This is a genomic window from Caulobacter sp. SLTY, assembly GCF_009905535.1.
In the GTDB taxonomy this organism is placed as follows: domain Bacteria; phylum Pseudomonadota; class Alphaproteobacteria; order Caulobacterales; family Caulobacteraceae; genus Caulobacter.
Genome location: NZ_JAAALA010000005.1, coordinates 25,147 through 47,126, shown reverse-complemented (window position 1 = coordinate 47,126; position 21,980 = coordinate 25,147). Strand labels below are relative to the sequence as shown.

The 21,980-nt window shown below is 68.4% G+C and carries 19 protein-coding genes; 9 read left to right on the top strand and 10 right to left on the bottom strand.

The annotated features are described in order from the left end of the window. Nucleotides 1-173: 173 nt before the first annotated feature. Nucleotides 174-887, top strand: coding sequence for a Crp/Fnr family transcriptional regulator (locus GVN21_RS04020; protein ID WP_166573431.1), 714 nt, complete (start codon nucleotides 174-176; stop codon nucleotides 885-887). 15 nt (nucleotides 888-902) lie between these two features. Here GVN21_RS04020 and GVN21_RS04015 read toward each other — a convergent pair whose 3' ends face one another. The 4 genes from GVN21_RS04015 to GVN21_RS04000 all read right to left on the bottom strand — a co-directional run bounded on the left by GVN21_RS04015 (nucleotide 903) and on the right by GVN21_RS04000 (nucleotide 11,340). Next, a complete protein-coding gene (locus tag GVN21_RS04015) occupies nucleotides 903-2,426 on the bottom strand; it encodes a calcium-binding protein (RefSeq protein ID WP_166573430.1) in 1,524 nt (507 codons plus the stop codon). Nucleotides 2,427-2,521: 95 nt separating this feature from the next. Next, entirely contained in the window at nucleotides 2,522-5,365 is a 2,844-nt protein-coding gene (locus tag GVN21_RS21115) for an FG-GAP repeat protein (protein ID WP_166573429.1), read from the bottom strand. Nucleotides 5,366-5,575: 210 nt separating this feature from the next. Continuing rightward, nucleotides 5,576-8,461, bottom strand: coding sequence for an FG-GAP repeat protein (locus GVN21_RS04005; protein ID WP_166573428.1), 2,886 nt, complete (start codon nucleotides 8,459-8,461; stop codon nucleotides 5,576-5,578). A gap of 59 nt (nucleotides 8,462-8,520) precedes the next feature. Continuing rightward, on the bottom strand, nucleotides 8,521-11,340 hold the full coding sequence (locus GVN21_RS04000) for an FG-GAP repeat protein (RefSeq protein ID WP_166573427.1): 2,820 nt from the start codon (nucleotides 11,338-11,340) through the stop codon (nucleotides 8,521-8,523). A 180-nt stretch (nucleotides 11,341-11,520) separates the two neighbouring features. Here GVN21_RS04000 and GVN21_RS03995 point away from each other — a divergent pair, with 180 nt between their 5' ends. After that, complete coding sequence (locus tag GVN21_RS03995; protein WP_166573426.1) at nucleotides 11,521-12,282, top strand: Crp/Fnr family transcriptional regulator; 762 nt, start codon at nucleotides 11,521-11,523, stop codon at nucleotides 12,280-12,282. Here GVN21_RS03995 and GVN21_RS03990 read toward each other — a convergent pair whose 3' ends face one another. The 3 genes from GVN21_RS03990 to GVN21_RS03980 form a co-directional block, all read right to left on the bottom strand. Continuing rightward, nucleotides 12,283-13,332 carry a CoA ester lyase gene (locus GVN21_RS03990; RefSeq protein WP_166573425.1) on the bottom strand — a complete coding sequence of 350 codons (1,050 nt, stop codon included), beginning with the start codon at nucleotides 13,330-13,332 and terminating at the stop codon, nucleotides 12,283-12,285. Nucleotides 13,333-13,440: 108 nt separating this feature from the next. After that, nucleotides 13,441-14,412, bottom strand: a complete 972-nt coding sequence (locus GVN21_RS03985) for a site-specific tyrosine recombinase XerD (RefSeq protein ID WP_166573424.1) — start codon at nucleotides 14,410-14,412, stop codon at nucleotides 13,441-13,443. Next, the gene (locus GVN21_RS03980) at nucleotides 14,409-15,365 is read right to left on the bottom strand and encodes a hypothetical protein (RefSeq protein ID WP_166573423.1); all 957 of its coding nucleotides are present in this window, start codon (nucleotides 15,363-15,365) and stop codon (nucleotides 14,409-14,411) included. Before GVN21_RS03980 ends, GVN21_RS03985 begins: the two co-directional genes overlap by 4 nt. 94 nt (nucleotides 15,366-15,459) lie before the next feature. Between GVN21_RS03980 and GVN21_RS03975 the strand changes: the two genes are divergently transcribed. The 5 genes from GVN21_RS03975 (at nucleotide 15,460) to GVN21_RS03955 (ending at nucleotide 18,365) form a co-directional block, all read left to right on the top strand. Beyond that, the gene (locus GVN21_RS03975) at nucleotides 15,460-16,014 is read left to right on the top strand and encodes a shikimate kinase (RefSeq protein WP_346764218.1); all 555 of its coding nucleotides are present in this window, start codon (nucleotides 15,460-15,462) and stop codon (nucleotides 16,012-16,014) included. After that, complete coding sequence (gene aroB, locus GVN21_RS03970; protein WP_166573422.1) at nucleotides 16,011-17,123, top strand: 3-dehydroquinate synthase; 1,113 nt, start codon at nucleotides 16,011-16,013, stop codon at nucleotides 17,121-17,123. Before GVN21_RS03975 ends, aroB begins: the two co-directional genes overlap by 4 nt. Nucleotides 17,124-17,279: 156 nt before the next feature. Next, the gene (locus tag GVN21_RS03965) at nucleotides 17,280-17,663 is read left to right on the top strand and encodes a response regulator (protein WP_166573421.1); all 384 of its coding nucleotides are present in this window, start codon (nucleotides 17,280-17,282) and stop codon (nucleotides 17,661-17,663) included. Nucleotides 17,664-17,707: 44 nt separating this feature from the next. Next, nucleotides 17,708-17,971 (top strand): AbrB/MazE/SpoVT family DNA-binding domain-containing protein, encoded by a 264-nt coding sequence (locus GVN21_RS03960; protein WP_166573420.1) that lies wholly within the window; start codon nucleotides 17,708-17,710, stop codon nucleotides 17,969-17,971. A 19-nt stretch (nucleotides 17,972-17,990) separates the two neighbouring features. After that, nucleotides 17,991-18,365 (top strand): type II toxin-antitoxin system VapC family toxin, encoded by a 375-nt coding sequence (locus GVN21_RS03955; protein WP_346764217.1) that lies wholly within the window; start codon nucleotides 17,991-17,993, stop codon nucleotides 18,363-18,365. Nucleotides 18,366-18,424: 59 nt separating this feature from the next. Here the strand turns inward: GVN21_RS03955 and GVN21_RS03950 are convergent, their stop codons facing one another. After that, nucleotides 18,425-18,703 (bottom strand): BolA family protein, encoded by a 279-nt coding sequence (locus tag GVN21_RS03950; protein ID WP_166573418.1) that lies wholly within the window; start codon nucleotides 18,701-18,703, stop codon nucleotides 18,425-18,427. A 45-nt stretch (nucleotides 18,704-18,748) separates the two neighbouring features. Between GVN21_RS03950 and GVN21_RS03945 the strand changes: the two genes are divergently transcribed. Continuing rightward, the gene (locus GVN21_RS03945) at nucleotides 18,749-19,396 is read left to right on the top strand and encodes a J domain-containing protein (protein WP_166573417.1); all 648 of its coding nucleotides are present in this window, start codon (nucleotides 18,749-18,751) and stop codon (nucleotides 19,394-19,396) included. Between the two features lie 5 nt (nucleotides 19,397-19,401). Here GVN21_RS03945 and GVN21_RS03940 read toward each other — a convergent pair whose 3' ends face one another. Continuing rightward, nucleotides 19,402-20,148, bottom strand: a complete 747-nt coding sequence (locus tag GVN21_RS03940) for a phosphatase PAP2 family protein (RefSeq protein WP_166573416.1) — start codon at nucleotides 20,146-20,148, stop codon at nucleotides 19,402-19,404. An 80-nt stretch (nucleotides 20,149-20,228) separates the two neighbouring features. On the opposite strand from GVN21_RS03940, the gene cobS reads away from it, so the two are divergent. Next, entirely contained in the window at nucleotides 20,229-21,239 is a 1,011-nt protein-coding gene (gene cobS / locus GVN21_RS03935; protein WP_166573415.1) for a cobaltochelatase subunit CobS, read from the top strand. A gap of 127 nt (nucleotides 21,240-21,366) precedes the next feature. Here cobS and GVN21_RS03930 read toward each other — a convergent pair whose 3' ends face one another. Then, nucleotides 21,367-21,978 carry a hypothetical protein gene (locus tag GVN21_RS03930; RefSeq protein ID WP_166573414.1) on the bottom strand — a complete coding sequence of 204 codons (612 nt, stop codon included), beginning with the start codon at nucleotides 21,976-21,978 and terminating at the stop codon, nucleotides 21,367-21,369. Nucleotides 21,979-21,980 lie beyond the last annotated feature (2 nt).

The following is a 21,980-nucleotide window of genomic DNA, read 5'->3' as shown; positions in this document are numbered from 1 at the left end:
GACGCTCTTCAAACAGGCGGCTGGTGCGCGCCGCGGCAGAAAAGCAGAGTTCCGAAATCCAGACCTTCTCAGGAGAGTTGTTTCGCCTAGTTTATCCTCATTATGGTGAACCGCTGCGGAGTGAGGTGAGCGTGGCGAAGGCGGGCGGCGAGGTTCGGTCCCAGGATTTGCGCGTGGCCGCGCCCTTTGCATTCTGGTCCGACGCGGCGCTTTCGCGGCTGGCGGCGTTGAGCAGCATGGTCTGGCATAACCCCGGCGAGGTGATCGCCCGGTCGCAGGAGCCGCCCCAATACCTGTGGATCGTCGCCGAGGGATGCCTGGAGGTGGCGATTACCGTGTCGAACGGCGACCGCTTCCTGGCGGACCTGTTGACCGCGCCGCAGGTGATGGGGCTGACACCGGCTCTGGATGACCGGGCGCAGCTGTTCACCGCCACCGCCCGCGGACGCACCCGGCTGGTCCGCATCCCGGCGGCCGCCTTCCGCGCCGAACTGGAGGCCGACGCCGCGCTGCTGGTCAAGATGCTGCGGCTGGTCTGTCTGCGCGCACGCATGGAGCACGACCGGACCTATATGAACGTCATCAACGACAACAACGCCCGGGTGGCCAAGGCCATCACCTACCTTGGCCGCCGGCCCAGCCTGCTCGAAGGGGCCGAGACCCCTCTGCCGGCGCCAATCACGTATGACGACATCGCCGACTTTCTGGGGCTGTCGTATTCGGCTGTGGTGCGGTCGGTGCAGGAGCTGATCGCCGCCGGGGCGGTGAAGAAGCAGTATCGCGGCTTCATCATCGCTGACCCCGCCGCCCTCCTGCGGGTCGTCGAGTCGCTGAATCCCCTCCACGCCACCGCCAGGGACTACCTGGCGCAGGCGCCGCGCGGCTGATGGCGGTCTGCTTCGCTACAGCAGCCAGCGGCCGCTTTCGCCGGTGACGTCGCCGTTGATCTTCAGCAGGTAGTCGGCCTTGGAGTCGCCATCGACATCGAGCGAAAGGGTGGTGGTCCCGCCGGCGAACTTCAGGGTCATCCGGCCCGCCACGCCGTCGAAGTTCGACACCAGGTTGAAGGCGCCGTCCGCGTCGCCCGACGCGATTGCCGACAGGTCGATGATGTCCACGCCGATCTGGTAGTCGGCGATGGTGTCGACCTCCAGGAGCCGCCCCTGCGGCGAGCGGCTGGAATAGACCGACTCCCCTCGCACCGCGAAGGTGTCGATGCCGCCGCCGCCGGTCAGGATGTCATTGCCCGTCCCGCCGATGATCCGGTCGGCGCCCAGGCCGCCGCCTATGATGTCGATGCCGGCCGCCCCATCGAGGATGTTGGCGCCGCTGTTGCCGGTGATCTGGTTGGCCAGCGCGTTGCCGGTCCCCGCGACGTTCCCGGAGCCCTCCAGGATCAGCCGCTCCACTTCGTCGGACAGCACCCAGGCTCCGGTGCTCCGGACCGTATCGACGCCGTCGTTTGCATACTCCTCGACGACATCCCCGGCCGCGACGATGTAGACGTCGTCCCCGGCGCCGCCGTTCATCTGATCAGCCCCGGCGCCGCCGGTAAGGATGTCATTGCCATCCCCGCCCTCCAGATAGTCGTTTCCATCCCCGCCGTTCAGCTGGTCGGCGCCCGAGTCCCCGAACAGCGCGTCGCCGTCCGCCCCGCCGTCCAGAACATCGGCGCCGTCGCCGCCCTGGAGCTGGTCAACCCCCGCCTCGCCCTGGAGGCGGTCCATCCCCGCGTCGCCGTAGAGCACATCGTCGCCAAGCCCGCCGAGGACCTGGTCGTCTCCATCGTCTCCGCTGAGGGTGTCCTCGCCCTCGCCGCCGCGGACCAGGTCATTTCCACCGTTGCCGTTGATGAGGTTGTCGCCGCTGTTGCCGTCGATCTGGTTGGCGAAGGCGTTGCCCGAGGCGTCGATGTCGCGTGTTCCGGTCAGTTGCAGGTTCTCGAGCGCGTCGCTCAGGCTGAACTCGACGCTGCTGCGCACCCGGTCCTGGCCCTGGCCAGCGAGCTCGATGACCACGTCGTCCACGCTGTCGACCACATAGGTGTCGTCGCCCAGCCCACCGGCCATCTGGTCCGCCCCCGTGCCGCCGTCCAGCAGGTCGCCACCGGAGCCGCCGATCAGGTCGTCCGCACCGGCGCCGCCGTAGAGGTAGTCCTTTGCGTCGCCTCCGTCGAGGATGTCATCCCCGCCCAGGCCGTTCAGGGTGTCCTCGCCGCCAAAGCCGTTGAGCGTGTCGGCGGTCGACCCGCCACTGGCGGTGTCGTTCCCCGCCGTGCCGTCGAACGCGGCCCGAACCGGTTCGCCAGGGATGAGGGCCCGGGCTTGCGGTTGTTCGCCGCCTTCCTCGGGGAGGGTCCGGAGGCTGAGGCGTTGGGCGTTGATGGCCTCGAGGGCGGTGGCTTTGCGAGTGGCGGTGAAGGCCATGGTCGGTCTTTCAGATTGCGCGCGCGCCGACGGATCGGCGAGGCAGGGCTTGGGGGCTCATCGCGGTGGGGATCGGCCGGCGCCGAGGCGTGGGCTCAGAGCAGCCAGCGGCCGCTTTCACCGGTGACGTCGCCGTTGATCTTCAGCAGGTAGTCGGCCTTGGAGTCGCCATCGACATCGAGCGAAAGGGTGGTTGTCCCGCCGGCGAACTTCAGGGTCATCCGGCCTGCCACGCCGTCGAAGTTCGACACCAGATTGAAGGCGCCGTCCGCATCGCCTGACGCGATCGCCGACAGGTCGATGATGTCCACGCCGATCTGGTAGTCGGCGATGGTGTCGACCTCCAGGACCCGGCCCTGCGGCGCCAGGCTCGAATAGACCGACTCCTGCCGCACCACGAAGGTGTCGATGCCGCCGCCGCCGGTCAGGATATCGTTGCCCGTCCCGCCGATGATCCGGTCGACGCCCAGGCCGCCGTTGATGTTGTCGTTGCCGGCCGCCCCATCGAGGATGTTGGCGCCGCTGTTGCCGGTGATCTGGTTGGCCAGCGCGTTGCCGGTCCCGGCGAAGTCGCCCGCCCCGTCCAGCACCAGCCGTTCGAAATTTTCGCGCAGGACCCAGTCGCCGGCGCTGCGAATCGTATCGACGCCTTCGTTGGCGCTTTCCCCGGCCACGTTTCCCGCCGCCACGAAATAGGTGTCGTCCCCCCCGCCGCCACGCAGTTCGTCGACCCCGGCGCCGCCGTTGAGGACGTCGTTTCCGTCGCCGGCGAGGAGGATGTCGTTTCCGTCGCCCCCGTTCAGCTGGTCGGCGCCGATATCTCCATAGATCACGTCGTTGTCAGAACCGCCGTCGATGATGTCGTTCCCATCATCGCCGCTCAGGAGGTCGGCCCCCGCCCCGCCTTCGAGCCGGTCGGCGCCCACGCCGCCGCGAATGTTGTCGGCCCCGTCGCCGCCGAGGATCTGGTCGTCCCCGTCGTTGCCGCGTAGGACATCGTCGCCCCCATGGCCCCGGATCAGGTCGGCGCCGCCGTTGCCGCTGATGTTGTTGACGCCGCTGTTTCCGTCGATCTGGTTGCCCAGCTCATTTCCCGAGCCGTTGATGTCGGCCGAGCCGATCAGCTGCAGGTTTTCCAGGGTGGCGCCGAGCGTGAAGGTCACGCTGCTCCTCACCCGGTCCTGGCCCTCGCCCGCCGCTTCGGTGACGACGTCACCCAGGCTGTCGACCACATAGTTGTCGTCGCCCAGGCCTCCGGCCATCTGGTCGGCGCCGGTTCCGCCGTCCAGCAGGTCGCCGCCCGCGCCGCCGAACAGGGTGTCAGCCCCTTCACCGCCGTAGAGGAAGTCCTTGGCGTCCCCGCCATCCAGCAGGTCGTCCCCGCCGAGGCCGGTCAGGGTGTCACTGCCGCCGAGGCCGCTGAGCCGGTCGTCGCCGGAGCCGCCGTCGAAGATGTCCGCGCCGGCCGTGCCGGTCTCGACCACCGCCGCCATGGCCTGGCCATAGATGACATAGGCCGCGCCGGTGGAGACGCCGTTCACGAACGCGCCCCAGGCCCCGACGATCAGGTCGTCCAGGCCATCCTGATTGACATCGCCGGCCCCATCGACCGACCAGCCGCTGATTTCCTGGGCCGTCGCGCCGACAATGCGGAAACCGTTGGTCCCGTCCAGGCTGGAGACCTGCACCACGGCCGCGAACCCGCCGGCGGCGCCGAACACCACGTAGCTGGACCCCGACTGGCTGCCGTTGCTGTCGGCGCCGGAGGCCCCGACGATCACGTCGTCGAAGCCATCGCCATTGATGTCACCCGCCGAGGCGACCGACCGGCCGGCGTAGTCCCCCGCCGCCCCGCCGCTGATGCGAAAGCCGTTCGTTCCGTCCAGGGCCGCGAGGTCGAGATCGGCCGCGAAGCCGTCGGCGGCGCCGAACACCACGAAGGCGGCGCCGGCGTTGCTGCCGTTTCCGTCGACCTGAGTGGCCCCGATGATCACATCGTCGAAGCCATCGCCGTTGACGTCTCCCGCCGAGGAGACGGACCCGCCGGTCCAGTCGTTCCACCCCACCCCGGAGAGGCTGAAGCCGTTGTCCCCGTCGAGGGCGGAGAGGTCCAGGTCGGCGCCGAAGCCCCCGGCGTCGCCGAACACCACATAGGCGCCGCCGTAATTGGCATTGGCGAAGCGCGCCCCGATGATCAGGTCGCCGACGCCGTCCCCATTGACGTCGCCGGCCGAGGCGACCGCATAACCGCTGCCGTACGCCTCGGCGCCACTGATGCGGAAGCCGTCGGGCCCGTCGAGCGCCGAAAGGTCGACCGTGGCGGAAAAGCCCTCTTCGGTCCCGAACACCACATAGCTTTCGCCTGAACCGCCCCCGTTGAGGATGGCGTTGTGGGCGCCGATGATCATGTCATCCAGGCCATCGCCGTTGACATCACCGGCCGAAGAGACGGACCGGCCGGTCTGGTCGCCCCCGCCGATCATGCGGAAGCCGTTGCTTCCGTTCAGGCTGGAGAGGTTGAGGTTGGCCGAAAAGCCGCCGTCGGCGCCGAACACAACGAAGCCTGAGTTGCGGCCGCCGATGAACAGGTCGGCGTAGCCATCGCCGTTGACGTCCCCCGCCGAGGAGACCGATCGGCCGGTATAGTCGCTCTCCGCCGTGCCGCTGATCCTGAAGCCGTTGGTCCCGTCGAGGTCGGCGAGGTCGATGCTGGCCGGGCGGGCAGAGGCGCTGCCGAACACCACATAGCTGGCGCCGGAGTTCTGGCCGTTCGGGTCCGCGACCCGGGCTCCGATGATCAGGTCGTCGATCCCGTCACCGTTGACGTCCCCCGCCGAGGCGACCGAGTAGCCGGCCTGGTCGATCTCGGCCACGCCGGTGATGCGAAAGCCGTTGGCGCCGTCGAGGTCGGCGAGATTGAGGGTGGCGGAGAAGGGCATGGATGGCTCCGGACGCGGGGATAACCGGAGCACCCAAGCAGGTTTCGCAAAACCGGATCGGGTCTGCTGACACGATTGGGCGCATTTTGAGGGGCGCCCAACCGGGTACTAGAGCAGGGCGCGATTTGATGAAATCAAATCACGCTGCTCTAGAGTCTTTGTGGTCGCGCGTTTGGTCCGATTACCGGTTCCCACTAATCGGAACGCGCTCTAGAGCAGCCAGCGGCCGCTTTCGCCGGTGACGTCGCCGTTGATCTTCAGCAGGTAGTCAGCCTTGGAGTCGCCATCGACATCCAGTGACAGGGTGGTCGTCCCGCCGGCGAACTTCAGGGTCATCCGGCCCGCCACGCCGTCGAAGTTCGAGACCAGATTGAAGGCGCCGTCCGCGTCGCGCGACACGATGGCCGACAGGTCGATGATGTCCACGCCGATCTGGTAGTCGGCGATGGTGTCGACCTCCAAGGACCGCCCCTGCGGAGAGCGGCTCGAATAGACCGACTCCTGCCGCACTGCGAAGGTGTCGATCCCGCCGCCACCGGTCAGGATGTCGTTGCCCGTCCCGCCGATGATCCGGTCGGCGCCGAGACCGCCATTGATGTTGTCGTTGCCGGCCGCCCCATCGAGAGTGTTGGCGCCGGCATTGCCGGTCAGCTGGTTGGCCAGCGCGTTGCCGGTTCCGTTGATGTCGGCCGACCCCTCCAGGATCAGCCGTTCGAAATTATTGCCAAGAACCCAGGCGCCCGCACTGCGAATCGTGTCGGTACCCTCGTTGGAGAATTCCAGGACGGTGTCTCCCGCCGCTACGACATAGGTGTCGTCCCCCGACTGCCCGTACATCTCATCGGCGCCGGCGCCGCCGGTGAGGACGTCGTTTCCCTCGCCCCCCAAAAGCTCATCGTCTCCATCGTCCCCGTACAGTTGGTCGTTGCCCGTCCCGCCGATGATCACGTCGTTGTCGGACCCGCCGTTGAGGATGTCGTTCCCATCATCTCCGCCGATGTTGTCAGTCCCTGCCCCGCCCTCGATCCGGTCAGCGCCCGCGTTGCCGGAAAGTCGGTCATTCCCATCGCCGCCGAGGACCTGGTCGTCCCCGTCGTTGCCGCGGAGGGTGTCGTCGCCCCCCTGGCCGCGGATGAGGTCGTTCCCGCCGTTGCCGCTGATGTTGTTGGCGCCGCTGTTGCCGTCGATCTGGTTGCCCAGCTCATTGCCGAACCCATTGATGTCGGCAGATCCGGTCAGCTGCAGGTTTTCCAGGTTGGCAATCAGAGTGAAGTTTACGCTGCTCCTCACCCGGTCCTGGCCTTCGTTCGCGGCCTCGGTGGCCCGGTCAAGGAACTCATCCACCACATAGGTGTCGTCCCCCAGGCCGCCGGCCATCTCGTCCACACCGCTCCCACCATCCAGCAGGTCGCCGCCGGCGCCGCCGATCAGGGTGTCCGCCCCTTCGCCGCCATAGAGGAAGTCCTTGGCGTCCCCGCCATTCAGCAGGTCGTCGCCGCCCAGGCCGTTCAGGACGTCCGAGCCGCCAAGGCCGCTGAGCTGGTCGTCCAGGATGCCGCCGTTGGCCGTGTCGTCGGCCGGCGTGCCGGCGAAGACGATCTGGTCCGCCTGGCCGAAGATGACGTAGGCGGCGCCGGAATTGGCGGCGCTGATGTCAGAGCTATAGGCCCCGACGATGAAATCATCGACGCCGTCACGATTGACGTCGCCGACCCCGGCCACGGCGAATCCGAAGTAACCATCGATCTGCAGACCGTTGATCCGGAAGCCTGTCTCGCCATCCAGCGTCGTCAGGTCGAGATTGGCGGCGAAGGGACCGGACCGTCCAAAGAGGATATAGGCCGAGCCGGAGTTGGCCCCGTTCGCGTCCGAATATTGCGCCCCGATGATCAGGTCGTTGAAGCCATCGCCGTTGATGTCCCCGGCCGAGGCGACCGAGCCGCCGACGTAGTCGCCCGCCGCCCCGCCCGAAATCCGGAAGCCGTTCGTCCCATCCAGGCTGGACAGGTCGAGATCGGCCGCGAAGCCGCCGCTGGCGCCGAAGACCACATAGCTGGCGCCGGAGTTGGATCCGGTGGCGTCCGCGTTGGTGGCTCCGATGATCAGATCGGCGATGCCGTCGCCATTCACATCGCCTGCCGACCCGAGGACTCGACCCGCCCTGTCGCCGGCTGCTGCGCCGACGATCCTGAACCCATTGGTCCCATCAAGGCTGGAGAGCGGGATATCGGCCGGAAACCCGGCGTCTCCGCCAAAGATCACATAGGCGGCGCCGGAGTTGAGACCGTTGGCGTCGGCCGTGACGGCGCCGACGAGCAGGTCGTCGAACCCGTCCGCATTGACATCACCCACCGAGGCCACCGACCAGCCGCTGTAATCCAAGACTCCCACGCCGCTGATCCGGAAGCCGTTGGCGCCATCGAGAGCGGACAGCTCGATCGCGGCATCGAACGGGTCCTCGCTGCCGAAAACAACATAGCTGGCGCCGCTGCGATCGGCGCCGGGGTCGGCGCCCCGGGCCCCGACGATGAGGTCGTCGACGCCATCTCCATTGACGTCCCCGGCCGAGGACACGGACCAGCCGACGTAATCCCCGGCCGCGGCGCCGTTGATCGCAAAACCGCTCGTTCCATCCAGCGTGGTCAGGTCAAGATCCGCGTCGAACCCCGCCGTGCTGCCGAACACGACATAGGCCGCGCCTGACCTGGCGCCGTTCGGCGCGACGCCGAACGCGCCGACCACCAGATCGTCGATGCCGTCTCCGTTGATATCGCCGGCGCTGGATACCGACTGGCCGGCGTAGCCCCGGTCCGGCAGCCCGGTGAGCCGGAAGCCGTTGCTTCCGTCCAGGGCGGCGAGATCCAGGCTGGCGCTGAATCCCCCGGCCCGGCCGAACACCACATAGGCGGCTCCGGTGTTGAAGCCCGGCGCGTCGGCAATGTAGGCGCCGATAAGGATATCCGCGATCCCGTCGCCGTTAATGTCCCCGGCCGAGGTCACCGTTCGGCCGGCCAGATCACCGGCTTGGGCGCCGACCAGCCGGAAGCCGTTGGTTCCGTCAAGGGTGGTGAGGTCAAACAGGGCGGGGAAAGCCATGGGCGTCTCTCGATCTTTGCGCAGGGGCGCTTCTCATTTGGCGGGGGTCGGGGGTCGGCTCAGAGAAGCCAGCGGCCGCTTTCGCCGGTGACGTCGCCGTTGATCTTCAGCAGGTAGTCGGCCTTGGAGTCGCCATCGACATCCAGCGAGAGGCTGGTCACGCCGCCTGCGAACTTCAGGGTCATCCGGCCCGCGACACCGTCGAAATTCGACACCAGATTGAAGGCGCCGTCCGCGTCGCCGGACGCGATCGCCGACAGGTCGATGATGTCCACGCCGATCTGGTAGTCGGCGATGGTGTCGACCTCCAGGACCCGGCCCTGCGGCGAGAGACTCGAATAGACCGACTCCTGCCGCACCGCGAAGGTGTCGATCCCGCCGCCGCCGGTCAGGATGTCGTTGCCCGTCCCGCCGATGATCCGGTCGGCGCCGAGACCGCCATTGATGTTGTCGTTGCCGGCCGCCCCATCGAGGATGTTGGCGCCGCTGTTGCCGGTCAGTTGGTTGGCCAGTTCGTTGCCGGTCCCGTCGGTATCGCCCGCCCCTTCCAGGACAAGCCGCTCGAAATTGGCGCCCAGAACCCAGTCATCGATGCTGCGGACCGTGTCGACGCCGGCGTTCGCTCGTTCCCTGAGGTCATCCCCTGCCGCCGCGAAATAGGTGTCGTCCCCCGCGTCCCCGTGCATCTCATCGACCCCGCCGCCGCCGGTAAGGATGTCGTTTCCGTCACCCGCCCGCATGAGGTCGTCTCCATCGCCCCCGTTCAGCTGGTCGTTTCCCGTCAAGCCGAAGATCACATCGTTGTCGGACCCGCCGTCGAGGATGTCGTTCCCATCGTCCCCGCTGATCTCATCAGCCCCTGCCCCGCCCTCGATGCGGTCGGCGCCCACGCCGCCGGAGAGTCTGTCAGCCCCGTCGCCGCCGAGGACCTGATCATCCCCCTGGTCCCCGTTCAGGAAATCGTCGCCCCCATTGCCCCGGATGAGGTCGTTCCCGCCGTTGCCGCTGATGTTGTTGGCGCCGCTGTTGCCGTCGATCTGGTTGGCCAGCGCATTGCCGGAGCCGTTGACGGCGCCGGCGCCGGTCAGCTGCAGGTTCTCCAGGGTGGCGCCGAGCGTGAAGGTCACGCTGCTCCTCACCCTGTCCTGGCCCTCGCCGGCCGCCTCGGTGAAGATGTCATCCAGGCTGTCGACCACATAGGTGTCGTCGCCCAGGCCGCCGGCCATCTGGTCAGCGCCCGTGCCGCCGTCAAGCAGGTCACCGCCGGCGCCGCCGATGAGGGTGTCCGCCCCTTCGCCGCCATAGAGGACGTCCTTGGCGTCCCCGCCGTCCAGCAGATCGTCGCCGCCCAGGCCGTTCAGGACGTCACTGCCGCCAAGGCCGCTGAGCTGATCCTCGCCTGCCGCGCCATCGACGGTGTCGGCGCCCGCCGTGCCCGCGAAGACGACCGGGTTGGCCTGGCCGAACAGAACAAAGACGGCGCCGGGCTCGCCGGTGGCCGCAATGGCGGGGGCTGAGATGAACAGGTCATCGACCCCGTCTCCATTGACGTCACCGGCCGCCGCGACCGAATACCCCGTCAGATGGCGCTCCCCATTCCCATCGATGCGGAAGCCGTTCGTTCCATCCAGGCTGGAGAGCTCCAGCTCGGCCGCGAAGGCGGAGGCGGACCCGAACACCACATAGGTCGAGCCGGACCGGAAGCCGTCGGGGCTCGCGCCCCAGGCTCCGACAAGCAGGTCGTCGAGGCCGTCGCCGTTGATGTCACCGGCGGAGGAAACGGACGCGCCGGCGCGGTCGCCCGTCGCCGCGCCATTGATGCGAAAGCCGTTCGTCCCGTCCAGCGTCCCGAGGTCCAGATCGGCGGCGAACCCGCCCGCCGCACCGAACACCACATAGGCCGCGCCTGATTTGTCGCCGTTTGTGTCAGCGTAGTAGGCCCCGACGATCATGTCGGCATAGCCATCGCCATTGATGTCACCTGCGGAAGCGACCGAGTTGCCCGTAGCGGCGAAGTCGCCCACCCCGACCATGCGAAACCCGTTGGTCCCATCCAGATCCGACAACGCGAAGCCGGGGGCGAAGCCCCCCGCGGCGCCGAACACCACATAGGCGGCGCCCGGATAATCGTCGCCCGGACCGCCCAACCTGAGCCCGATGATCACATCGTCGAAGCCGTCGTTGTTCACATCGCCGGCCGAAGCCACCTCATGGCCGGGCGTATGGGGCGTCGACTCGCCGATGATTTGGAAGCCGTCGCTGCCGTCGAGGGACGCCAGATCCAGGTTGGCGGGGAAGCCCGCGTCTGTTCCGAACACCAGATAGAAGTCGTCGTCCGCAAAGCCGATGATCATGTCGACCAGGCCATCGCCGTTGAAATCGCCGGCCGAGGCCAGGGACGGGCGCGTCCGTAGCGGGTGGGCAAACTGAAAGCCGTTGGTCCCGTCCAGGCTGGAAAGGTCGAGGTCGGCCGCGAACCCGCCCGCCGCGCCGAAGACAACATGGGCCAAGCGGGCGCCGCCGATGGCCAGATCGTCATAGCCATCGGCGTTGATGTCCCCCACCGAGGCGACCATGAAACCGCTGGCGTCGTTCGCCATCTCGCCGACGATGCGGAACCCGTTGGCTCCATCGAGGTCGGCGAGGTCAAAGATGGCCGGAAACCCCGCGGGCCCGCCGAACACGACGTAGGTGGCGCCGGCGTTGGATCCGTTTGTATCGGCGGCGTTCGCGCCGATAATCAGGTCGACATAGCCGTCTCCGTTGACGTCCGCGGCGTCGACCGAGCGGCCGGTGCTGTCCCCCGGGCCGACTCCGTTGATCCGGACACCGTTGGTTCCATTGAGGCTGGAGAGGTTGAGGACGGCGGGGAAGGGCATGGCGAACTCCGGACGCGGCGTAGCCGGAGCAGCCAAGCAGGTTTCGCAAAGACGGATCGGGTCTGCAGACACGATTGAGCGCATTTTGAGCCCCCGCGCCCCTCGCTCCCGATTGCCCAATCTGGTTAATGTCGCGGGCAAGGGTCGGGACGGGCCCGTTGTGGCGTAAGGGATCGCGGCGTGGACAAGGATAACGGCCGGCAGGCGGTGCGACCGGAGGATCTGCGCAAGGCCGCGCCCCTGTCGTTCTGGCCTGACGCGGCGCTGGAGCGGCTGGCGGCGGTGAGCACCCTGGGCTGGTACGAGGCCGGCGCGATGCTGGCCCGGGCATCCGAGCCGGCCACCGAGATGTGGATCGTCGTCGAGGGTTGCCTGGAAGCGGTGACCATCACTGCCGACGGGGTTCGCTACCTGGCCGACCTGATGGCCCCGCCGCAGGTGGTGGGGCTGGTGCCGGTGATCGATGACCGGGGCGTGCTGTTCGACACCGTGGTGCGGGTCCGCTCAAAGCTGATCAGGGTTCCCGCGGAAGCGATGCGGACCGAGCTGTTCGGCGATCCGCGGCTGTTGGCCGGCATGCTGCAGCTGATCTGTTTCCGCGCCCGGATGGAGCACGACCGATCGGTGATCAACGTCGTGGATTCCCACAGCGCCCGCGTGGCCAAGGCGATCACCTACCTGGGCCGCCGGCCCGACCTGCTGGAGGGGGCCAACATGCCGCTGCCGGCGCCGGTGACCTATGAGGACATCGCCGAGTTCCTGGGGTTGTCGCGCTCGGCCGTTGTCCGGGTGGTTCGCGACCTGATCGCCGCCGGGGCGGTGAAGAAGCAGTACCGCGGCCTGATCATCGCCGACCCGGCCGCGCTGATGCGGTTCGTGGAAGCGGTCAGCCCGATCCACCGCAACGCCCGAGACTATCTGTCCCTACTGCCGCGCGGTTGATCAGAAGCCGTAGAGGGCCTTGAACTCAGGGTCCCGCGCCGCGATCTGGCGGGCGCAGTCGACCATCACCTTGGCCTGTTTCCAGGTGGCGTCGTCCTGCATCTTGCCGTCCAGCATGACCACCCCGGTGCCGTCGGGCATGGCGTCGAGGATTCGGACCGCGAACTTCACCTCGTCCGGGTCGGGGCTGAACACCCGCTTGGCGATGTCGATCTGGCTGGGGTGCAGGCTCCAGGCGCCGGCGCAGCCGAGCAGGAAGGCGTTGCGGAACTGCTGTTCGCAGGCGTCGGGATCGTCGATGGCGCCGAACGGGCCGTAGAAGGCCTTGATGCCGTAGGCGGCGCAGGCGTCGACCATCTTGGCGAAGGTGTAGTGCCAGATGTCCTGCTGGGCGGCGATGCGGGGCTGGCCGTCGGCGCGGGGATCCTCGATCACCTTGTAGAAGGGATGGCCGCCGCCGACGCGGGTGGTCTTCATGCCGCGGCTGGCGGCGAGGTCGGCGGGGCCCAGGCTGATGCCGTGCATGCGGGGTGAGGCGGCGCAGATGGCTTCGACGTTGTTGACCCCCTCGGCGGTCTCCAGGATGGCGTGCAGCAGGATCGGCTTCTTCAGCCCATGCCGCGCCTCGAGGATGGCCAGGAACTGGTCCATGTAGTGGATGTCCCACGGCCCCTCGACCTTGGGGATCATCATCACGTCCAGCCGGTCGCCGACGCCCTCGACGATCTTGGTCACGTCGTCGAAGTGCCAGGGGCTGTTGAGGCAGTTGATGCGCGTCCAGAGGCCGACGCCGAGCGCGGCGAAGTCGGTCTCATAGGCCATCTGGATGAAGCCGGCGCGGGCCGCGTCCTTGGCGTCGGCGGGGATGGCGTCTTCCAGGTTTCCCAGGATCACGTCGGCCTGTTTGGCCATCTCCGGAACCTTGGCCCGCACCTTGTCCAGATGCGGCGGCACGAAGTGGATCATCCGCTCGACCCGCACCGGCAGTTCGCGCGGCGGCGTCGGGGCGCCGATGGCCAGCGGCTTGAAAAATCCTCGCGGCGTCTTCATGGCGGGTCCCCGGTTCGATCCGCGGGTGGTTTGGATTGTGCGGTGCAGCGCGTCAAGCCGGGTACGTGCTTCGACACGCGGCCTGCGGCCGCTGCTCAGCATGACGGGCTATTTCGAACCCGCTCCCTGTTCGTCATCCTGAGCAGCCCGCGCAGCGGGCGTGTCGAAGGACGCACGCCCCAGCGGATGCTTGCTCTGCACCACCTCGCGCAGCCGGTCGCCAGCGACATGGGTGTAGATCTGTGTGGTGGCGATGTCGCTGTGGCCCAGCAGGGTCTGGACCACCCGCAGGTCCGCCCCGCCTTCCAGCAGGTGGGTGGCGAAGGCGTGGCGCAGGACGTGGGGGCTGACCCGGGCCGGGTCGATGCCGGCGCCGGCCGCCGCCTCTTCCAGCAGCTGGCCGAAGCGGCGGGGGGTCAGCCGGCCGGCCTTGCCGCGCGAGGGGAACAGCCAGGGGCTTTCCTTGACCCCCTTGGGCAGGAAGGCGGAGCGGACCTCCAGCCAGGCCTTCACCGCCAGCCGGGCCGGCGGGTTGAGCGGGGCCAGCCGCTCCTTGCCGCCCTTGCCCTTGACGATGAGGTAGGCCGGGTCCCGCGCCAGGGCGGCGAGCGGAAGGGCCACCAGCTCCGACACCCGTAGGCCCGAGGCGTAGGTCAACTCGATCAGGCAGGCCAACCGCAAGCCCTGCCCGCCATCCCGCGCCGAGGCGGCCGTCAGCAGCGCCTCGACCTCGGCCCGGCTGAGCACCTTGGGCAGGGGCCGTCCCTGCTTGGGCGCCGCCACCCGCCGCGAGGGATCGTCCGTCCGCCAGCCCTCGCCGAGGACGAACCGGTAGAACTGCCGCGCCGCCGCCCGCCGCCGGGCCGCCGTGGAGGGTGACAGACCGCGGTCTGACAGGTCGACGAACCAGGCCTCGACATCCTCCGCCGCCGCATCGCCGAAGGACCGGCCGCGGCTCTTGAGGAATCCGCCCAGGTCCTCCAGGTCCTTGCCGTAGGCGGTCAGGGTGTTGCGCGCCGCGCCCCGCTCGACCGCCATCATCTCCAGGAAGGCCTCGGGCCAGGCGCCGCCCCTGGTCACTCGAAGGCGCCTTCCGTGGCCAGCCCCCGGGCGTCCTGGACCAGGCCGACCTTGACCAGGGCCCGGATCACCGCGGCGCGGTCGTGGGGCGGCAGGCCCGTCTTCGGCGCGTCCTGCAGGATGGCGACCGCGATCAGCCCGGTCTCCCCGACCAGACCCCGATCCGCCGCGACCTGCAGCGCCGCGAGCCGGCCCGGCGCGGCGGCCGACTTTCCCGTGCCGTCGAACAGGCCAAGACGGGCCTCGCCGCTCACCGGCTGCCCGAGCGCCGCGGCCAGCAGGTCGCACGACCGGCCCGCGCATTGCAGCCCCGCCTCATTGACCAGCACCAGGGGCAGGTCGGCCGAGGCCGGTATCGGCAGGGTAAGACCGAGCCGCCGTGACAGGGCCGTGTCCAGCCCGTTACGGGCCGACGGGTCGCCGGGCTCGGCCTGGACGAGAAGCGCGGTCATCAACCGGCCGAAGACGGGGTCGCGGGCCTTTTCCTGCGCCAGGGTGACGGTCAGCTGGGCCGCGTCGGTCTGGCCGGCGATCGCCTGGCAATAGGCCCGCAGCCGCAGCCAGTAGACCTCGCCCCGGCCGATGGCGACCGCCTGTTCGGTCTGGCAGGCGCGGTCGTCGGCGCCGGTGAGCAGCGCCGTTTCGGCGACCACCTCGGCCAGGGCCGGGTCCGCCGCCGCGTTTGGGATCCGCTCCACCGAGGCATTGGCGGCCAGCGGCTCGCCCAGGGCCAGCAGCCGGCCGGCGGGGCTGAGCGGTTTGCCGCCGATGGTCGGCATGATCCGCCGCGCCAGCTCGGCCGACGAGCCCTTCCAGAGGTCTTCGCCCAGCCCGGTGTCGCGCGATCCGCCCGAGAACACGTCCGGCGCGGCCAGTGGCGCGACCTCCACCCCCTGGGCGAATGCGGTAGTTGCGAACAGGGCGGCGGCGAGGACGGGCAGCAGACGACGCATGGCGCCACCTTACCCGTCATCCCGGCCCCAGCGAAGCGCGCCCGGATGACGGAATTGTTGAGCCGCCGGGGCGCCCCGTGTATCGCCTTTCGCCGTGACCCCGCCCGACCCCCGCCTGCGCGACCGCACCATCGCCCTCGTCGGCCTGATGGGCGTGGGCAAATCGAGCGTCGGCCGCCGCCTGGCCACCGCCCTGGACCTGCCGTTCCGCGACGCCGACACCGAGGTCGAGACCGCCGCCGGCCGCTCCATCCCCGAGATCTTCGAGGCGTTCGGCGAAGAGGGATTCCGCGATGGCGAGCGGCGGGTGATCGCCCGGCTGCTGGACGAGGGGCCGATGGTGCTGGCCACTGGCGGGGGGGCCTTCATGAACGAGGCGACCCGCGCCCTGATGGTCGACAAGGCGGTGACCGTCTGGCTGAAGGCCGATGTCGAGATCCTGGCCCGCCGAGTGGCCCGCAAGGACAACCGCCCCCTGGTGCGCGGCAAGGACCCGCTGGAGGTGCTCCAGCAACTGGCCGCCGTCCGCTACCCGGTCTACGCGACAGCCGACCTGACCGTCGAACTGGGCGAGACGCCGCACACCGATTCCGTTTCCGCCATCCTTCAGGCCCTGCACGGCCGCCTCGCCGAACAGAGCGCCCCATGAGCCACATTGTCCCCGTCGCGCTGGCCGGCCGGTCGTACGAAGTGGTGATCGGCCCCGGCTTGCTGGGCCAGGCGGGCGCTCGCATCGCCCCCTTCCTCAAGCGCGGCCGCACCGCCGTGGTCGCCGACGAGACGGTCGCCGCCCTGCACGCCGGAACCCTGATCGCCAGCCTGGCCGCCGCCGGTATCGAAGCCCAGCTCATCACCATCCCCCCCGGCGAAGCCAGCAAGAGTTTCGAGGGTCTGGCCGACCTGTCCGACCGGCTGCTGGCCCTGGAGCTGGATCGGGGAGACATGATCGTGGCGTTGGGCGGCGGCGTGGTCGGCGATCTCGCCGGGTTCGCCGCGGCCATCTACAAGCGGGGCATCGACTTCATCCAGATTCCCACCACCCTGCTGGCCCAGGTCGACAGCAGCGTCGGCGGCAAGACGGCCATCGACACGCCGCGCGGCAAGAACCTGGTCGGCGCCTTCCACCAGCCCCGGCTGGTGCTGGCCGACCTGGATGTCCTGAACACCCTGCCCGACCGCGAGATGGCCTGCGGCATGGCCGAGGTGATCAAGTATGGCCTTTTGGGCGACGCCGGCTTCTTCTCCTGGCTGGAAGCCCACGCCGCCGCCGCCCTCGCCCGCGAGCCCGCCGCCCTGGCCGTAGCCGTCCGCCGGTCCGTGGAAATGAAGGCCGAGATCGTCATCGAAGACGAGCGTGAGGCCGGCCGCCGCGCCCTGCTCAACCTCGGCCACACCTTCGGACACGCCCTGGAGGCCGAGAACGGCTACGGCGACCAGCTCAAGCACGGGGAGGCGGTCGCCGCCGGCTGCGCCCTGGCCTTCCGCTTCGCCGCCGCCCAAGGCCTGTGCCCGCCCGCCGACGCCGACCGCGCCGAGGCCCTGCTGGCGGCCGCGGGCCTGCCGACCCGTCTGGACCAGGTCCCCGGCCATCCTTTCGACGCCGCCGCCCTGGCGGCTCACATGGCGCAGGACAAGAAGGCCGAAGGCGGGGCCATCACCCTGGTCCTGCCCACGGCCCTGGGCGACACCCGGGTGGTGCGGGCCGTCGATCCGGGGGCGCTGGCGGCGTTCCTGGTCGCCGAGGGCGCGCGGAAATAAAAATCTCGGATCACCGGAACCGAACGCAGCGGACATCGTTACTGCACGGTAGACGACGGGACCGTTCGGGCGGTCACCGCGATCATTTGTATTCAGGCGTTGTTTTGGTTGGCCGGCCACCGTCGGCGCCAGGCGTCCGGGCGGAGGGGTCAGTTGATGCAAGTCGGCGAGGGGCTGGGCGGCCTCAGGGTTTTGGTCGTGGAAGACGAGATGCTCGTCTCCATGCTGGTTGAAGACATGCTGACCGAGTTCGGCTGTAACATCGTCGGCCCCGCCCCGGATCTGGACCAGGCCCTGGCCCTGGCCAAGGACGCCGAGCTCGACGCGGCCATCCTCGACGTCAACGTCGGCGGCCGCCAGATTTTCCCCGTTGCCGACACGCTGAAGAGCCGCGGCGTCCCCTTCGCCTTCGCCAGCGGCTACGGCGAGGCAGGCCTTGTCGACGATCACCGCGGCACGCCGGTGTTGCAGAAGCCGTTCCGTCAGGGCGACCTTGAGAAGGTTCTGCGGGAACTGGCGGCGGGGCGGGTTTCTGGCTGAACGATCAAGGCTGTGGTAGTCTTACTTTCAGGAGTAAGACACTGATGCGCATTACCGCCAAAGGACAGGTGACGATCCCAGGCGACATCCGACGCCAAGCCGGGTTCGTGCCCGGAACGGATGTCGAGTTCGTCGTCGAGGGCGGCGCGATCCGCATCGTCAAGGCCAAGGCTCCGGCAGGCCGGGCCAGCAAGGGCGAGCGACTGGTCACCCGCCTGCGCGGCGCAGCCCAGGTGAAGCTGACCACAGACGAGGTGATGGCCATGACGCGCGGGTGGGACAGGGAACCGCCCGGTGTTCTTGATTGACTCCAATGTCCTGATTGATGTGCTGGAGGACGACCCGGTCTGGGCGGACTGGTCCGCAAACGCCCTTTCCGACGCTGCCGACGCCGGCATCATTGCGATCAACCCGATCATCTACGGCGAAGTTGCGACGGTCTATATCGACCATGCGGCGCTGGAGGCGGCGCTCGCGCCCCTCACCTTCCAACGCCTCGATCTGCCTTACGAGGCGGCTTTCCTGGCGTCGCGAGCGTTCGCGGACTACCGTCGACGCGGCGGCCTGAAGCGCTCGCCCCTGCCGGATTTTTTCATCGGCGCCCACGCGGCGGTCCTGGGCCTTACCCTGGTGACGCGCGATCCAAGGCCCTGTCGCACCTATTTCCCGGCCGTTCCCGTCATTGCGCCGCCCGCCGCCTAGAGCAGGTCGCGCGTTTGATCCCGATTACCGGTTCCCACTAATCGGAATGCGCTCTAGCCCTACTCCCCCGGCGCCGTCGCCCTCACCGACAGGGCGTGAACCGGCCCCGCCAGTTCCTCGGCCAGCGCCGCATAGACCTGTCGCTGCCGCGCCACCCGGTTGACCCCGGCGAAGGCCGCACTCTCGATCTCGACGTTGAAATGGCTCTCGCCGCCCTCGCGGTGGCCGCCGTGGCCCCGGTGGCGTTCGCTGTCGTCCACCACCTCCAGGCGGGAGGGCGTGAAGGCGGCCGTCAGCTTGTCGCGGATGGCGGTCATTATGGGGCCTGAAACGGTCATGTTCAATTCTGGAAATGGTCGGGTTCGAGGCCCATACTTCGTCCCATGAGCCGCTCGTTTCAATACCGTCCCAGGTTCGTGGACATCCGCGTTCGCCCTCCCAAGGAGGGCGAAGACGAGGCGGCCAACGACGTCCATGCCCTGAAACCGGGCGAGAAGCCCTGCGACCACGCCGGTTGCCGCGCCGCCGCCACCACCCGCGCGCCCAAATCGCCGCAGCTGATGCACGAGCACTACTGGTTCTGCCAGGCCCACGCGGCCGCCTACAACAAGCAGTGGAACTTCTTCGCCGGCATGAGCGACGAGCAGGTGGCCGAGGTCCAGGCCGCCCGCGTCACCGGCGAGCGCCCGACCTGGAGCTTCAAGGCCTCCAACCGCAGCCGCGAGGCCAAGGCGGGATCGGGCGACGCCGGCGCCTTCGCCGATCCGTTCAGCCTGTTCGGCATGGGCGCGCCTGACGCGTCCCAGTCACAGAAGCGCAACGACGGCCGCCAGCTGGGCAAGATGGAGCGCGACGCCCTGGCCGACCTCGACCTGCGCGAAACCGCCGAGCCCAAGGAAATCAAGGCCCGCTACCACGAGCTGCTGAAACGCTGCCACCCCGACAGCAACGGCGGCGACCGCTCGGCCGAACACAAGCTGCAGCGGGTAATCCAGGCGTGGAAGACGCTGAAGAAGGCGAAGCTGGCTTAGCGAGGTCACCCCTGCGGCGCGTGCTCCACATCCGCGCGCCACCACCTCTCCGCCGCCCACACCACCAGCCAGCAGAACATTGCCCAGGCCGCCCCGACGCACCATCCGGCCAGCACGTCACTGGGCCAGTGGACGCCCAGATACACCCGGCTGACCCCCACCATCAGGGTCAGCACCACCCCCATGATCATGCCGAAGATCTTCACCCGCGTGCGGTTGGCGAACCGGGCCATCAACACGCCGAAGGTCAGGTAGATCACCGCCGACATCATGGCGTGGCCGCTAGGAAAGCTGGTGTGGATCGCCTCGACCAGGCGCAGCGACTCCTCTGGCCGCTCCCGCCCGAAGATGCCCTTCAGCGTCTGGCCCAGCACCGTGCCGCCGATGGCCGCCGCCGCCAGCAGGGCCGCCTCTCGCCACCGCCTGAGGCTGACCAGGAACCCGACCAGCAGGACCACGAACAGGGTCAGCACCGTCCAGCCGCCCAGGGCGGTGATGTCCCCCACCGCCTCACGCACCCAGCGGCCGCCCAGCGGCGTCTCCGGATCGCCGGCCGTGCGGAACATGAGCAGGATGGCCCGGTCGATTCGCCGGGTGTCTCCCTCCTGCACATCGTCTGCGATCTCGATGAACGACAGCACGCTGATCGCCAGGACCAGCAATGCGCCCGTCGCCGCCAGCTCGGCCCGCGCCGACAGCACCATTCGCTTCACCAGAGCCGGCCCGCCGGCCAGCCACCGGCGCCAATGCATCGATTCACCCAACGTCATGCACCCATTCCAGCCCAACACCTGTTTGCCCAACGCTTCAAACGCGCTATCGAACCCATGACATGGCCGACCTGACCGACACCCCCTCCGCCGCCGATCCCCTGCTGACCCTGGTCCCCGACAAGCAGGTTTCCGTCCGTGACGTCTTCGGCGTCGACAGCGACATGATGGTCCCGGCCTTCAGCCATCGCGACAGCCATGTGCCGGACCTGGACGAGGCCTACAAGTTCGATCCCCAGACCACCCTGGCCATCGTCGCGGGCCTCGCCTTCGACCGCCGGGTCATGGTGCAGGGCTATCACGGCACCGGCAAGTCGACCCACATCGAGCAGGTCTGCGCCCGGCTCAACTGGCCGATGGTGCGGGTCAACCTCGACAGCCACGTCAGCCGCATCGATCTGGTCGGCAAGGACGCCATCGTCCTGAAGGACGGCAAGCAGGTCACCGAGTTCCGCGAAGGCATCCTGCCCTGGTGCCTGCAGCGGCCGATGGCCCTGGTGTTCGACGAATACGACGCCGGCCGCCCGGACGTGATGTTCGTCATCCAGCGGGTGCTGGAGGCCGGCGGCAAGCTGACCCTGCTCGACCAGAACAAGGTGATCCGCGCCAACCCCTATTTCCGCCTGTTCTCGACGACCAACACCATCGGTCTGGGCGACACCACCGGCCTCTACCACGGCACCCAGCAGATCAACCAAGGCCAGATGGACCGCTGGTCGATCGTCACCACGCTCAACTACCTCGACCATGACGTCGAGGCCGAGATCGTGCTGGCCAAGAACCCCCGCTACGCCACCGCCGAGGGCCGCCGCACCCTGGCCGCCATGGTCCGCGTCGCCGACATGACCCGCAACGCCTTCATGAACGGCGACATCAGCACCGTCATGAGCCCCCGCACGGTCATCACCTGGGCCCAGAACGCCGAGATCTTCGGCGGGGATGTCGGGCTGGCGTTCCGGATGACGTTCCTGAACAAATGCGACGAGCTGGAACGGCCGACGGTGGCGGAGTTCTACCAGCGGGCGTTTGGGGAGGATTTGCCGGAGAGTGCGGCGCGGGTGAAGGTGGCTTAGGGCTTTCAGGCCCCCGAACCTCCCCCAACGTTTGGGGGTGATTCGGCGCCTTCATTCGCTCACGCAGGGGCCCGATCCGTTCGCGCCTGCAATATGCTCAGCATAAGTTCCGGCCGGGTCAGCGAAGTCACCTCTTCGGCGCCTCCACCGGCCTCCCGTCGATCCCCACATCCTCCTCGACATATGCCAGCCGCTTCACCACGCGCGTTGTGTCGATCTCCGACCGCAGCCGCTTTGCCATCTCCAGGTCTCGCGCCTGCTGGTCCCGCACCTCCAGCCCCATGCGGCCGCCCGAATCCCCACAGCCTGCGACCCGGAAAATCTCGCCGATATAGACAGTCTCCCCTGCCTTGACGCTGAATCGCCCCCGGCCCAAGACGCGATATGAAGCGGCGTTCAGGGAGTGAGGATAGAACTGATACTCCCCTTCCGGCAGCACGTTCACATTGATGAACCCGTGGTGGCCCTCGAACTCGCTTTTGACCGTGTAGTTATCGAGCACCAGACTGATCTTCACGTCCCAGATACTCGCCTTCCCCACCGGCGAGATGTGAAGCTGGCTGGCCTTGACCACGCACTTCCTCGGTGCGCCCGATGACGAGATGACCACCCCATGGCCGGCCGGGGCCGGCAGCTTGGCCTTGGCCGGGGTGTTGTGATTGGGGAAAGCCGAAGCCGGCGGTCCCCAGAACAGCAGGGTGAGGGCAAGGGGTGCAATCAGCCAGCGGGACAGTTTCATCC

What these genes read in the sequence shown, in the direction of transcription:
- GVN21_RS03950 (WP_166573418.1), bottom strand. Translation starts at nt 18,703, where the DNA reads ATGACCGTTTCAGGCCCCATAATGACCGCCATCCGCGACAAGCTGACG.
- GVN21_RS03960 (WP_166573420.1), top strand. Translation starts at nt 17,708, where the DNA reads ATGCGCATTACCGCCAAAGGACAGGTGACGATCCCAGGCGACATCCGA.
- GVN21_RS03930 (WP_166573414.1), bottom strand. Translation starts at nt 21,978, where the DNA reads ATGAAACTGTCCCGCTGGCTGATTGCACCCCTTGCCCTCACCCTGCTG.
- GVN21_RS04000 (WP_166573427.1), bottom strand. Translation starts at nt 11,340, where the DNA reads ATGCCCTTCCCCGCCGTCCTCAACCTCTCCAGCCTCAATGGAACCAAC.
- GVN21_RS03945 (WP_166573417.1), top strand. Translation starts at nt 18,749, where the DNA reads ATGAGCCGCTCGTTTCAATACCGTCCCAGGTTCGTGGACATCCGCGTT.
- cobS (WP_166573415.1), top strand. Translation starts at nt 20,229, where the DNA reads ATGGCCGACCTGACCGACACCCCCTCCGCCGCCGATCCCCTGCTGACC.
- GVN21_RS03980 (WP_166573423.1), bottom strand. Translation starts at nt 15,365, where the DNA reads ATGCGTCGTCTGCTGCCCGTCCTCGCCGCCGCCCTGTTCGCAACTACC.
- GVN21_RS03940 (WP_166573416.1), bottom strand. Translation starts at nt 20,148, where the DNA reads ATGCATTGGCGCCGGTGGCTGGCCGGCGGGCCGGCTCTGGTGAAGCGA.
- GVN21_RS04005 (WP_166573428.1), bottom strand. Translation starts at nt 8,461, where the DNA reads ATGGCTTTCCCCGCCCTGTTTGACCTCACCACCCTTGACGGAACCAAC.
- GVN21_RS04015 (WP_166573430.1), bottom strand. Translation starts at nt 2,426, where the DNA reads ATGGCCTTCACCGCCACTCGCAAAGCCACCGCCCTCGAGGCCATCAAC.
- GVN21_RS03965 (WP_166573421.1), top strand. Translation starts at nt 17,280, where the DNA reads ATGCAAGTCGGCGAGGGGCTGGGCGGCCTCAGGGTTTTGGTCGTGGAA.
- GVN21_RS21115 (WP_166573429.1), bottom strand. Translation starts at nt 5,365, where the DNA reads ATGCCCTTCTCCGCCACCCTCAATCTCGCCGACCTCGACGGCGCCAAC.
- GVN21_RS03990 (WP_166573425.1), bottom strand. Translation starts at nt 13,332, where the DNA reads ATGAAGACGCCGCGAGGATTTTTCAAGCCGCTGGCCATCGGCGCCCCG.
- aroB (WP_166573422.1), top strand. Translation starts at nt 16,011, where the DNA reads ATGAGCCACATTGTCCCCGTCGCGCTGGCCGGCCGGTCGTACGAAGTG.